General features: G+C 68.8%; 13 protein-coding genes. 12 read left to right on the top strand and 1 reads right to left on the bottom strand.

The annotated features are described in order from the left end of the window. The first annotated feature begins 214 nt into the window (after positions 1 to 214). From Q4A20_RS09805 to Q4A20_RS09765, 9 genes are all read left to right on the top strand, one after another. Positions 215 to 1,150, top strand: coding sequence for an endonuclease domain-containing protein (locus tag Q4A20_RS09805; protein WP_303122568.1), 936 nt, complete (start codon positions 215 to 217; stop codon positions 1,148 to 1,150). A gap of 122 nt (positions 1,151 to 1,272) precedes the next feature. Continuing rightward, positions 1,273 to 1,848, top strand: coding sequence for an isochorismatase family protein (locus tag Q4A20_RS09800; RefSeq protein ID WP_303122567.1), 576 nt, complete (start codon positions 1,273 to 1,275; stop codon positions 1,846 to 1,848). Between the two features lie 174 nt (positions 1,849 to 2,022). Then, positions 2,023 to 3,276, top strand: coding sequence for a phosphoribosylamine--glycine ligase (gene purD, locus Q4A20_RS09795; protein ID WP_303122566.1), 1,254 nt, complete (start codon positions 2,023 to 2,025; stop codon positions 3,274 to 3,276). 57 nt (positions 3,277 to 3,333) lie between these two features. Next, positions 3,334 to 4,293 carry a phosphoribosylaminoimidazolesuccinocarboxamide synthase gene (locus Q4A20_RS09790; RefSeq protein ID WP_303122565.1) on the top strand — a complete coding sequence of 320 codons (960 nt, stop codon included), beginning with the start codon at positions 3,334 to 3,336 and terminating at the stop codon, positions 4,291 to 4,293. Further along, on the top strand, positions 4,290 to 4,907 hold the full coding sequence (locus tag Q4A20_RS09785; RefSeq protein WP_303122564.1) for a hypothetical protein: 618 nt from the start codon (positions 4,290 to 4,292) through the stop codon (positions 4,905 to 4,907). The genes Q4A20_RS09790 and Q4A20_RS09785 overlap by 4 nt, the downstream gene beginning before the upstream one ends. Continuing rightward, entirely contained in the window at positions 4,904 to 5,782 is an 879-nt protein-coding gene (locus tag Q4A20_RS09780; RefSeq protein WP_303122563.1) for a PsbA protein, read from the top strand. Before Q4A20_RS09785 ends, Q4A20_RS09780 begins: the two co-directional genes overlap by 4 nt. A 147-nt stretch (positions 5,783 to 5,929) precedes the next feature. Further along, positions 5,930 to 6,217: a phosphoribosylformylglycinamidine synthase subunit PurS gene (gene purS / locus Q4A20_RS09775; RefSeq protein ID WP_303122562.1), complete on the top strand. Its 288-nt coding sequence runs from the start codon at positions 5,930 to 5,932 to the stop codon at positions 6,215 to 6,217. Next, on the top strand, positions 6,218 to 6,913 hold the full coding sequence (purQ, locus tag Q4A20_RS09770) for a phosphoribosylformylglycinamidine synthase subunit PurQ (RefSeq protein ID WP_303122561.1): 696 nt from the start codon (positions 6,218 to 6,220) through the stop codon (positions 6,911 to 6,913). A 38-nt stretch (positions 6,914 to 6,951) separates the two neighbouring features. Further along, a complete protein-coding gene (locus Q4A20_RS09765) occupies positions 6,952 to 7,278 on the top strand; it encodes an ROK family protein (RefSeq protein WP_303122560.1) in 327 nt (108 codons plus the stop codon). Positions 7,279 to 7,736: 458 nt separating this feature from the next. Here Q4A20_RS09765 and Q4A20_RS09760 read toward each other — a convergent pair whose 3' ends face one another. Then, entirely contained in the window at positions 7,737 to 9,155 is a 1,419-nt protein-coding gene (locus Q4A20_RS09760; protein WP_303122559.1) for a glycosyltransferase, read from the bottom strand. Between the two features lie 204 nt (positions 9,156 to 9,359). Here Q4A20_RS09760 and Q4A20_RS09755 point away from each other — a divergent pair, with 204 nt between their 5' ends. The 3 genes from Q4A20_RS09755 to Q4A20_RS09745 all read left to right on the top strand — a co-directional run bounded on the left by Q4A20_RS09755 (position 9,360) and on the right by Q4A20_RS09745 (position 11,039). Next, positions 9,360 to 9,812: an NINE protein gene (locus Q4A20_RS09755; protein WP_303122558.1), complete on the top strand. Its 453-nt coding sequence runs from the start codon at positions 9,360 to 9,362 to the stop codon at positions 9,810 to 9,812. Positions 9,813 to 9,969: 157 nt separating this feature from the next. Further along, positions 9,970 to 10,545: a TM2 domain-containing protein gene (locus tag Q4A20_RS09750; protein ID WP_303122557.1), complete on the top strand. Its 576-nt coding sequence runs from the start codon at positions 9,970 to 9,972 to the stop codon at positions 10,543 to 10,545. Between the two features lie 200 nt (positions 10,546 to 10,745). After that, positions 10,746 to 11,039 (top strand): hypothetical protein, encoded by a 294-nt coding sequence (locus Q4A20_RS09745; protein ID WP_303122556.1) that lies wholly within the window; start codon positions 10,746 to 10,748, stop codon positions 11,037 to 11,039. Positions 11,040 to 11,336 lie beyond the last annotated feature (297 nt).

Genomic DNA, 11,336 nt, shown 5'->3' with positions numbered 1-11,336 from the left:
AACGAGGGGGCCGCTATCTGAATCGTCCGGAAAAACGTTGGAATTATGCGGTAGTAGACCTGGCTCCGGCGGGGGCTCGAGGTGTTTGTCATCGATTTTGACACCCTGCGGGATGTATACCCCCGGTTTCCACAGGCGGGGTTCGTGCAGGGCGAATCCACAGGTCTCGTTGGGGCGGGTGGCGCGGTGTCGTCCGCCGACGCATCCTCTGCGCATGGGACGGGATGATGACGACATTCTCGCGCGGGTACGGGCATGCCATGGCGCCGTTCGGATACGGGACTTGCATCCGGATCGGACGGAGCGTCGTCACATCGAGAGGTTGGTCGAGGCTCGCGAGCTGATTGCGCATCCTCATGGGGTGGTGAGTTTGCCTGGCGTGGGCTGGGACTTGGTTCTTGCTCGCATCCATGGCGGGGTGATCACCTGTATGCATGCCGCCAAGCATTATGGATACCCACGCCTGCGGCGGTGGGTGCCGGTGCATTTGGCGTTTCCTCGCGGCAGAACGGTGCCTTCGCTCAAGGGCGAGGTGCTGCATGCTGAAGGCTCCTTTCAGCCGCCTCCCCTGACTCGGTTCCCGGTTGCGCCAGTGCCGCTCATGCTGGCGCGCTACCTGCGCTGCGATCCCAGCCGCGAAGCACCACTTATGGCCTGCGACGCCGCCCTTCACCAGGGACATGCCAACATCGAGACCATCGCGGCGCTGCTGCGGGGTCCGGGGTCCCGGCAGGCGCTACGGCGGCTGGCGCTGGCCAGCCCGCGGGCGCGCTCCCCACTAGAGACTCTGGCTCGCTTGCAGTTGTACGATGCTGGGATCCCTTTCGAGGATGGTGTGGTTATTCCGCATGTGGGCGAGGTAGACCTACTGGTTGACGGCCGTCTGGTTATGGAACTGGACGGTTACACCTACCACGAGGACGACTTTCAGTTCGCCAAGGATCGCACCCGCGATCGGGAACTGGTCCGACAGGGGTATCGGGTTGCTCGTTTTACCCGCAAGGACGTCCACCTTGGGAAGGTAGGCGCGGAGGTTCGGAGTCTGCTGGCCGCATGCGCCGATCTGCTCGGCCGCCCGCACATGGCTGACGGTCCTATGGCTGTCAAAAATGATGACAAACGGGGAAGTCGACGTCCGCAACGCTCTTGAAAATGGCGAAATCATGCGGTTGCCGAGCCTGTGTGTGCGAACACACGAGACGTTTGTCATCGATTTTGACACCCGGGCCGGACCGCCTTGTGTCATGACACCTGGGCGGCTAGCGTGGTTCCATGACTGCTGCCAACCGCGCCCTGATCATCGTCGACGTCCAGTCGACCTTCTGTGAGGGCGGCGCCCTGCCGGTATTCGGCGGGAACGCGGTGGCTGAGCGGGTGGCCGCCTACGCCGCCGCTCACCGCGGCGACTACGACCTGGTGGTTACAACTCAGGACTGGCATATCGATCCCGGCGACCATTTCTCCGAGAGCCCCGATTTTGTGGACACCTGGCCCCCGCACGGCGTCGCCGGCACCGAGGAGGCCGAACTGCACCCCGTTCTGGCGCAGCTGTCCGTGGACGTGAGTATCAAGAAGGGCCAGTACGCCCCCGCTTACTCCGGTTTCGAGGGTGTGGATGCCTCCGGTGCGGGCCTGCACGAACTCTTGCGAGTTCACGGCATTGAGGCTCTGGACGTGGTTGGTCTCGCGGAGTCCCACTGCGTTAAGGAGACGGCGCTTGACGGGGTGCGTGCCGGCTATCGCGTGCGCGTCCTTACTGATCTGACCGCTCCCGTCAGCCCGGAGCAGGGCGAGGCGGCCCGCGCTGCCTTGGCGGAGGCGGGCGTCGAGTTGGTTCCCTCCGCCTAGTGTCCCAACTGGGCGTGCCATGTGCACCAGATGTCGAAGCGCTCGATCGGGGCATGCAGACGCCGCGTCCTGAGGTGTCTACCACGGCACTTGACCGCCGATCTCGGCACGTAACTTCTACCGACCTCGGTGATGGGGCGGGACGGATCGCCGCGAGGCGGCTACGCTGGAGCCGTGAAGATCCTGCTGCTGGGGTCCGGCGCGCGCGAGCACGCCCTGGCCCGCGCCCTCACTTCCGACCCCGCCACCACCGAACTCGTCGTCGCCCCCGGCAACCCCGGGACGGCCGACATCGCCACCAACATCAAGATCGACCCGACCTCCCCGGAAGAAGTCGTCGACCTGGCCACCCAGATGACCGCCGACCTGGTCGTCGTCGGCCCGGAGGCTCCGCTCGTCGCCGGGGTCGCCGACGCCGTCCGCGACGCCGGCATCCCCGTCTTCGGGCCCGGAGCCGAGGCCGCCCAGCTGGAGGGCTCGAAGTCCTTCGCCAAGCGTGTCATGGCGTCGGCCGGCGTGCCCACCGCCGACTCCGTCACCTGCACCACCGAGGCCGAGCTGAACACCGCCCTGCGCAACTACGGCGCGCCCTACGTGGTCAAGGATGACGGGCTCGCTGCCGGCAAGGGCGTGGTGGTCACCTCCGACCTCGAGGCCGCCCTCGCCCACGGGCGCACCTGCCTGGCGAAGGAGAGCGGGGCCGTCGTCGTCGAGGACTACCTCAACGGCCCGGAGGTCTCCCTATTCTGCATCTGCGACGGCGCCACCGTCCGCCCGCTCGCCCCCGCCCAGGACTTCAAGCGGCTCGGTGATGGCGATGTCGGCCCCAACACCGGCGGCATGGGCGCCTACACGCCGCTGACCTGGGCGCCTGCCGACCTGACCGACCAGGTGCTGCGCGAGGTCGCCCAGCCGGTGGTGGACGAGATGGCCCGCCGCGGCACCGCCTTCATCGGCCTGCTCTACTGCGGCCTGGCCCTGACCGACAAGGGTCTGCGCGTAGTCGAGTTCAACGTCCGCTTCGGCGACCCCGAGACCCAGGCCGTCCTGGCGCGCCTGGACTCCTCCCTGGCCGAACTGCTGCTGGCCGCCGCCACCGGCCGCCTGGCCGAGATCCCCGCCCTGCGCTGGTCGGAGCAGGCCGCCGTCGACGTCGTCCTGGCCGCCCCCGGCTACCCCGGCACCGTCACCACCGGCGGCCTGATCACCGGCATCCCCGACGCCGAAGCCCTGGATGGCGTGCACGTCCTGCACGCCGGCACCGCCCGCGACGACGACGGCAACCTGGTCGCCGCCGGCGGGCGGGTGCTGTCCGTGGTCGCCCTGGGGGACACGGTCGTCGAAGCCCGCGCCCACGCCTACGAGGCCATCGGCAAGATCCACCTCGACGGCGCCCAGTACCGCACCGACATCGCCGCCGGCCGCTGAGTCGGCGCTGCTGGAGTGCCCATCGCCGTCGGCTCGGCGCGGTGGCAGGATGGGGCCATGAGCGAGACCAGCAAGCCTGATGCCCCCGCCGCCGAGCCCGGCGCGGGAGTGCCGCCGTCGGCCCCCGCCCTGCCCGGCTGGGAGCACGTCTCCTCCGGCAAGGTGCGCGACGTCTACGCCCCCGCCGACGCCGGCCCCTGGGCCGGGCGGGACGTACTCCTGCTGGTCGCCTCCGACCGCATCAGCGCCTACGACCACATCCTGTCCACGCCGGTGCCGGACAAGGGCAAGGTGCTCACCGCGCTGTCCGTGTGGTGGCTGAACCAGCTCGTCGACATCGTGCCCGGCCACCTGGTCAGCCTGGACGTGCCCGCGGCGGTCGCGGGCCGCGCCATGATCTGCCGCCGCCTAAACATGTACCCGGTCGAATGCGTCGCCCGCGGCTACCTCACCGGCTCCGGCCTGGCCGAGTACCGCGCCTCCGGCACCGTCTGCGGCCTGCCCCTGCCGGACGGCCTCACCGAGGCCTCCCGCTTGCCGGAGCCGATCTTCACCCCTGCCGCCAAGGCCGAACTCGGCGAGCATGACGAGAACGTGTCGTTTGAGCGTGTGGTGGAGATGGTCGGCCGCGAGGCGGCCGAGACGCTGCGCGAGATCACTCTCGCCCTGTACACCCGCGCCGCCGACGTCGCCCGCGAACGCGGCATCATCCTGGCCGACACCAAGTTCGAATTCGGCCAGGACCCCGCCACCGGCGCTCTGACCCTGGGCGACGAGGTCCTCACCCCCGACTCCTCCCGCTTCTGGCCCGCCGACGCCTGGACGCCGGGCCGCCCCACCCCCTCTTTCGACAAGCAGTACGTGCGCGACTGGCTCACCTCGCCCGCCTCCGGCTGGGACCGCCGCTCGGGCGAGGCTCCGCCTGCCCTGCCCGACGACGTCGTGCAGCGCACCCGGCAGCGGTACCTGGAGGCCTACGAGCGCCTGACCGGCAGCCGGCTGGAGCCGATCGCATGAGCGCGCCTCTGAGCCCCGACCCCGCCTCCGACCTCCCCGGCACGACTCGCAGCTTCCGGCCGGGACCGGGATTCGTGATCGTCCTGGTAGGTATTGGCATCGTGCTGCTGCTCGCCCTGGTCGCTGCGGCCGCCGGCGCCTTCGGCGCCTCCGGGCTGTCCGCCATCCTCGGTGGGGTGGCGCTGATAATGGTCGGCATCGGGCTGCTGGCACTGCTGCGGGTACCGGCCCGCTCCCTGGTCGTCAACGCCCCCCGGCTGCGGCTGGAGCGCAACCGGGCCAGGCTCGCCCGGCGCAGACGGGGCGGGGCGGCGCGCGGCGCCGGTGGATCGGCGCGGCCGGACGAGGCCAATGCTCCACTGACGGTGCCCGGCACCGACCTGATCATCCCGGACTCTTCCGGGCGGCGGGAGCTGACCACACTCGACGTCGTCACCGGGCCGCTGACCACCGCGCTGGCCACCACCGGCGCGGGCCGCAAGGCAGACGAACTGCTGGCCGGCACCGGAGTCGGCGAGACCCTGATCCGGGTGCTCCAGCTGCTGGCGGGCACGCTCGGATTCCTGCTCCTCGCCCTCGGACTGGCCTCCATCCTCGGGCAGGTGATCGCATGACACCGCCCATGCGCGACCGCCGCAGGGAGGAGGAACGCGGCCCCGTCGACTGGGGTACCGGAGCGCGCGCAGCGGCCTACGCCGCGGGCCGGACGGACCGCGGCCGCGCGGACGAAGAGCTACGGGCGGAGCCCGACGTCGACTGGGGCTCACCGGCGGACCCGCGTGAGACGCCCCGTGCTCGGCGCAGGCAAACCGGTACCGACTGGGGTGTGGGCCGCACGGCGGCTCCGGCCGTTTCCGGGACGCCGGGGCACACTCCCTGGCCGCAGGCGGTGCGGCGCCAACGCCTGGCGGGTGTGCTGTTCGCCGTGGTGGGGCTGGGCCTGGCCACCTGGTCGGCGATGCGTCTGGCCACCAACGCCGAGGCGGGACACCCGTGGCTGCCGCCGTGGCTGGTGGTGGTGCTCGGCGGCGCCGGACTGGTGTCGGCCGCCGGCTACCTGGCCTGGGCCGGCGGCACCGCCGTGCGCCATGAGGCCGAGCGGTGGGAGCCCACGATCCTGGACGCCGCGGCCGGCCTGACCACTGGCACGGTCGACGCTGCCGACCCGCATCACCTCCTGGCGGCCGCCGGCGCGTCAGTTGCTGCGCTGCCGTCGGGACGGCGGGAACCGGGTGCGCCCGGCGGCTGGGGCAGTGTGCGTGTGGATTCCGGGCCCAAGCCGGTGATGGGTACCTCCACCGTGGACCAGTCCGTGCACGCCCCGGCAGGTGTGGCCGGAGCCGTCGGCGGCTTCATGCTTGCCGCCGCGGTGGTTTGCGCCGTCCTGGCGCCCGTGTTGGGGACCGCATGGCTGCTGGGCACACTGGCCCTGGCCATCGGTGGGATTCTGGCCGTCCGACTGGCCGGCGACTGGCTCGGCACGATCTAATCGCCGAGATCGGTAGAACTTACGTGCCGAGATCGGTAGAACTTACGTGCCGAGATCGGTAGAAGTTGCGGGCGAATCCGATTCATGGGGCGCGGCCGGGTAGGCTGGGCGCGGACCCGCTCCCGCCCGACCGCATCAGGAGGACCGATGGGACGCATCGTCGTCGAGGTCATGCCCAAGCCCGAGATCCTTGACCCGCAGGGCAAGGCTGTCATGGGCAACCTCCCCCGCCTGGGATTCGAACAGTTCACCGGTGTACGTCAAGGGCGCCGCTTCGAACTCACGGTTGACGGTCCCGTCACCGACGCCCACCTGGCCGCCGCCGCCGAGGCCGCCGAGAAGCTTCTGTCCAACCCGATCATCGAGGACGTCGTCTCCGTCATCGCCGACCCGGCCGACGGCGCGGACGCCGCGCCGAACCCCGAGGAGGCCTGAGTGACCCGCATCGGCGTCATCACCTTCCCCGGCACGCTCGACGACGTCGACGCCGCCCGCGCAGTCCGGCTCGCCGGCGCCGAACCCGTCTCCCTGTGGCACAAGGACGCCGACATCCACGGCGTGGACGCCGTGGTGGTCCCGGGCGGCTTCTCCTACGGCGACTACCTGCGCTGCGGCGCAATCGCCCGCTTCGCACCCGTCATGGACGAGGTCATCGCGGCCGCCGGGCGGGGCATGCCCGTGCTCGGCATCTGCAACGGCTTCCAGATCCTCACCGAGGCGCACCTGCTGCCCGGCGCGCTGATCCGCAACGACCACCAGAAGTTCATCTGCCGTGAGCAGCGCCTGCGCGTGGAATCCACAACCACCGCCTGGACCAACCTGTTCGAGGAGGGGGAGGAGATCGTCATTCCGCTGAAGAACGGCGAGGGCAACTTCATCGCCTCACCCGCCGAGCTGGACCGCCTGGAGGGCGAGGGACTCGTCGTCTTCCGCTACCTGGGCAACCCCAATGGTTCGGCCAGGGACATCGCCGGCGTGCGCAACGCGCGCGGCAACGTCGTCGGACTCATGCCGCACCCCGAGCACGCCGTCGAGCCCGGCTTCGGTCCGGACTCCGCCGCGGGGGTGCGCCAGGGCGTGGACGGCCTGCGCCTGTTCCAGTCCGCCATCAGCGCGCTGGTCGGTGCCTGAGGTCGGGGCTGGGCGAGGAGGTCGGCGGCCGCGGATCGGTGGAGGCGGATTTCTCAGCCGTCGCCCGGGCGGCTCACTCGGGCAACCAGGGCGCGCGTGAACTCTTAGACGAATCGGGCCGCGCCTTGGCCGCAGCGATCCGTTCCGTAGTCAATGTATTGGACAACAACACCGTCATTCTCACCGGCCCCAGCGCTGCCGTGGCCGGAGCGGTGTATCTGCCGGTCATTGAGCGTGAAGTGCGGATGCGTTACGCGGCGCAATCCACGCGCCCGGTGTCGGTCAGGCTCTCCCGGAACCGCGGTACCGCAGCGGCACTGGGGGCCGCTGCCATGGTTCTCGATTCCACGGTCCGGTCCCTGTAGGCGGCGTCCGCGTCGGCGGGTGCTGCCGGGGCTTAAGGACGTTGCGGATAACGCGGCTGTTCATTCTTGCTCTCATCCCCATTGCCTGTGGATAACTTCTTGTGTCCCCACAGGGGGTGTGTGCGATTTCGCGGGCTTGCACCGACGGCAGTGGTGCTGCGCCGCGTCATGCCACAGGTGCGACGAAAACGCGCTCTGGCGTGAATGCGCTGACAGTCCGATGCTTAGCGTGACGTTACAAAACCGCATGATTGCAGCGATTTGACCGCGTGGATGTCAGTGCTGTACTGGGATTGTGAGGGTGCCTGTTCGGTGCTGCTGACGCGGATTGCGACGGCACGAGGAGCGGCCCGAGCCGCTGCCCACAGGGTGAGTGGCGCAATCGTCCCGGTCTCCGGGTCTGTGCACAAAGCTGTGGATAAAATCTGTGGATAACCTCGTGGTCGCTTCGCGGGCGGTCACTCCAGGGCGTGGGCGATGGCGTCTACCAGATCCAGTAGGTGTCGGTCGGGCAGGAACTCCCGACGCACCGACTCGTGCGCCGCCAGCCCCATTTCGCTCGCACGCTCGGGGAAGCGCAGCACGTCGGCTACCGCCTGCGCCCAGGCCGCGCCGTCGGCGGGGTCCACCAGTACGCCGTCGACGCCGTCGTCGATCTGATCCTGAATGCCGCCTACGGCAGAGGCGACCACGGGCGCCTTCTTCCACATCGCCTCGGCGACCGGCAGCCCGAAGGCCTCCACCAGCGAGCGCTGCGTGACCACATCGGCCACGCGCTGGACGGCGTTGACCACGGTGGCGTTGACGTCCCGGTCGTGCATGGGCACGGCCGCGATATGCACGCGCGCCGCAACCGACTCCGGCAGCAGGTCCCAGCGGTCCAGCACCTCGCCCAGCACTGCTGCGGATTCGGGGTCGCGCTCGGGATCCGGGTCGGGGCCCACCAGCAGCAGGTGCGCATCGGGGGGTAGTGCCGCAATATTGGCGGCGAAGGCGTCGATCAGCTCCTTGCCGCCCTTGAGCCGGTCCCACCGGGACACCTGAGTGATCACACGCACCCCCTGCGGCACCGGCAGTCCCGCACCAGCCAACGACGGCAGTTCGCGAATCGCGTCGGGGCGCCCGTCCTCGTGTACAAGGGCGACCGCATCGAAGGGTGGCTCACCGGCGAACACTCCGGCCAGCCGCGCCACCGACCAGGCCTCGTCCAGGTCCAGTACCCGGTTCTTGGGGGAGTCGGGGTTGATTGAGGGGGCGATCACCGTGCACCGCTCCGGCTCCACGAAGGGAGGCCGGTAGTTCGGGCGGGAAACGACTACGAGGTCGGCCTCCTCCAGGTAGCGGTCCAGGAATGCCCAGGCGCGTTGGCCGGTGTCTCCCGTGTCCTGCGCGCCCAGGTGGCAGCGCCAGATGACGGTTGCGCCGGCCGCCTTGAGTGCCTTGGCCAGTCCGGCCGTGGGCGGGTCGTGGAGGATGACGACGTCGCCGTCGCGAATATCGTCGATCACGTTCTCTGCATTGGAGGCGATCACGTGCTCGTAGATGTCGCGCTGTTTCTCGCCGAGCTTGCCGCCGTCTCCGCGGTCGCCGTGGATGCCGGCGTGCAGGCGGGCGGAGATGGTGGTGAACTCCCGCGGCGCGTCGAGCACCAGCCACCGGGCGTCCACGCCGATGTCCAGTGCGTAACCGACCAGTGGGGCGACGATCTCCGCGGGGCCCGACGCCGCCGCGGACGTCGGAGTGATCGTCCAGACGGTGCGTCCTTCCAGTAGGGTGCGGGCGGCGGCGACGCCGTCGCGCAGGCGCCGCGTGGCGACCTCGTCAAGGTGGCTCTCGAGGTCCGACAGCGGGAGGGGGGCGACGTCGATAGTTCTCATGGGGTGATCTTGCCTCAATGTCGTGTGATGCGAGGCACTTTCGACGGCGTGCCGTGCGTATCGGAGCATTAATAAACCCACAGTCGCGCCGGCCAACTTGCATCGATGTGCCGTCATGCGACAAGCTGGCGTAGAACCGAATTACCGGTATGAGGCGTGTCCGCGCCGCGGACCACATCGATATCACGTATTGGAGACTCATTCATGGCCCAGACCCCACCTCCCAGCCAGCCGCCGCAGCCCCCGGCCTACGGCGGTCAGCAGCAGGCTTACACCAACAGCCAGCCCGGTTACGGTGCGCCGGCACACGGCGCCCCCTACGGTCAGGGTGGATACGTCGAGCCCAAGTCGAAGGTGGCGGCGGCGCTGCTGGCCTTCTTCTTCGGCTTCTTCGGTATCCACAACTTCTACCGCGGCCAGACCCGCAACGGTGTCATCCACCTGTGCCTCATCGGTGCGGCGATCGTGCTCATCTTCATTGGCGCGATCTCGGCGGCGGGCAGTATCGACTCGACCACCGGGGAGATCAACGACGCCGGCGCCGCCGGGTTCGGTTTGTTCGCGCTCCTGGGGTGGCTGCTCGCTGCCGGTAACAACATCTGGGCCTTCGTCGAGTTCATCATGATCCTGGTGTCCAACGACGGCAGCCTTCGCTGAGTACCTCCCGGTCCGATCGCCGCTTCGACCGCCGGTGGGCGCGGTATGTACGCCTGCCCGGCCGGTGGGACGGGCGGCAGCTGTAAAGCAGGCGTGGCGGGCGTGTGGGCCCGCCACGCCTGCCGTGTTGTTCAGGTCTCTTGAAAGGGCATCGGTCTTGACTCAGATCCCCACTAATCCTGACCCCGAGTGGCCGCATGCGGCCGACTACATGCAGTCCGCCGACGCAGGCTCACAGCAACCCGAGAGTGGATACGGGAAGCCTGCTGGCACCGGTTACGGACAGACTGCGGGGACGCCCCCGGTGCACGGCTTCCAACAGCAGGGTTATGCCAGCAGTCAGCAGGCGTATGGCCGACCGGGGGCCTACGGTGCGGCCCCGTATGCGGTGCCCTATGGGCAGGCGAGCTATGCGCCGCCCAAGTCGAAGGTGGCTGCAGCCCTGCTGGCCTTCTTCCTGGGCGGCCTGGGCATCCACAACTTCTACCGCGGCCAGACCCGCAATGGCATCATCCACCTGTGCCTTGCCCTGGCGGTGATTGTACTGTTCTTCGTCGGCTTGGTGATCGGATTGACTAACGTGGATCCGGTCACCGGCGATATTGCTGATAGCGCGACTCCTGGATTCGTTGCGAGTACTCTGGCGGCTTGGCTCGTCGCCACGGGCAACCGCATCTGGGCCTTCATTGAGTTCATCATGATTCTGGTCTCCAAGGACGGCAGTCTCCGGTGAGGGTGCCCCTTCGGTATTGTTCCCCGCAGCTGTGCTTCATGGCCGTGCCGAACGGCTGCCGCTGATGACGGTCTGCGATGGCCGCCTCCTAACGGCCGCAGCGCGTCATCTCACCGAGGGCGGCGGCGGCCTCGGAGTTGGTGGCGCGGGCGCGCGCAATTTGCCCCATTCGCGCCAGCTGTACGGCGGTGTTCAACCTGGTGAACACGAGCGTCGTCGTCGGGATCAGGGCCGTGGACGAGGCTGAGCATTACAAGCTGCTGTCGGTACGAGCCCTATTCGATGAGATCGTTCCCTCCGGGCCGTTCACGCCCCACATCACCGTGGCCTACTACCGTCCGGCGGCGCCGACGCCGTTGGCGCCCGGCGCACTGCGTACCGTGCTCGGGGATCTCACCGCACGGATTAAGGGCAAGCCCGTCGTGCTTGCACCCGAGCGCCTGCACGCCCTGCACTTCGACTCAATGAGGAACTACTGGGCCGCTGAGTCGTAGCAGCCGGTGCTATCGCAGTCCAGATCGCGATGCTTCATGCGCACCGCAACCGCGACGCCGGTATCCTGGGTCGCCAGGACAGCACCATCCGCCGGAGGGTGTGATGTGGCGGGTCGGGGTGTGATGCGGCGTCTGGCCGCGGGGCTGGAGTACACGAGTTGACCTCGCAGACACGACTTCGGTCCGAGCACACGTGTTTTTGGAGGTTTGCAGGTGTCTAGCACGTGCAAACCTCCAAAACACGTGTCGATGGCGCCAACACGTGTTCATGACGTCCCCGGCACGCCCACACCACCG

Origin of the sequence: Actinomyces sp. (assembly GCF_030530635.1) — a bacterium.
In the GTDB taxonomy this organism is placed as follows: Bacteria; Actinomycetota; Actinomycetes; order Actinomycetales; family Actinomycetaceae; genus Actinomyces.
This window is presented reverse-complemented; position numbering and strand designations above follow the sequence as displayed.

What these genes read in the sequence shown, in the direction of transcription:
- Q4A20_RS09780 (WP_303122563.1), top strand. Translation starts at nt 4,904, where the DNA reads ATGACACCGCCCATGCGCGACCGCCGCAGGGAGGAGGAACGCGGCCCC.
- Q4A20_RS09755 (WP_303122558.1), top strand. Translation starts at nt 9,360, where the DNA reads ATGGCCCAGACCCCACCTCCCAGCCAGCCGCCGCAGCCCCCGGCCTAC.
- Q4A20_RS09790 (WP_303122565.1), top strand. Translation starts at nt 3,334, where the DNA reads ATGAGCGAGACCAGCAAGCCTGATGCCCCCGCCGCCGAGCCCGGCGCG.
- purS (WP_303122562.1), top strand. Translation starts at nt 5,930, where the DNA reads ATGGGACGCATCGTCGTCGAGGTCATGCCCAAGCCCGAGATCCTTGAC.
- Q4A20_RS09785 (WP_303122564.1), top strand. Translation starts at nt 4,290, where the DNA reads ATGAGCGCGCCTCTGAGCCCCGACCCCGCCTCCGACCTCCCCGGCACG.
- Q4A20_RS09805 (WP_303122568.1), top strand. Translation starts at nt 215, where the DNA reads ATGGGACGGGATGATGACGACATTCTCGCGCGGGTACGGGCATGCCAT.
- Q4A20_RS09800 (WP_303122567.1), top strand. Translation starts at nt 1,273, where the DNA reads ATGACTGCTGCCAACCGCGCCCTGATCATCGTCGACGTCCAGTCGACC.
- Q4A20_RS09760 (WP_303122559.1), bottom strand. Translation starts at nt 9,155, where the DNA reads ATGAGAACTATCGACGTCGCCCCCCTCCCGCTGTCGGACCTCGAGAGC.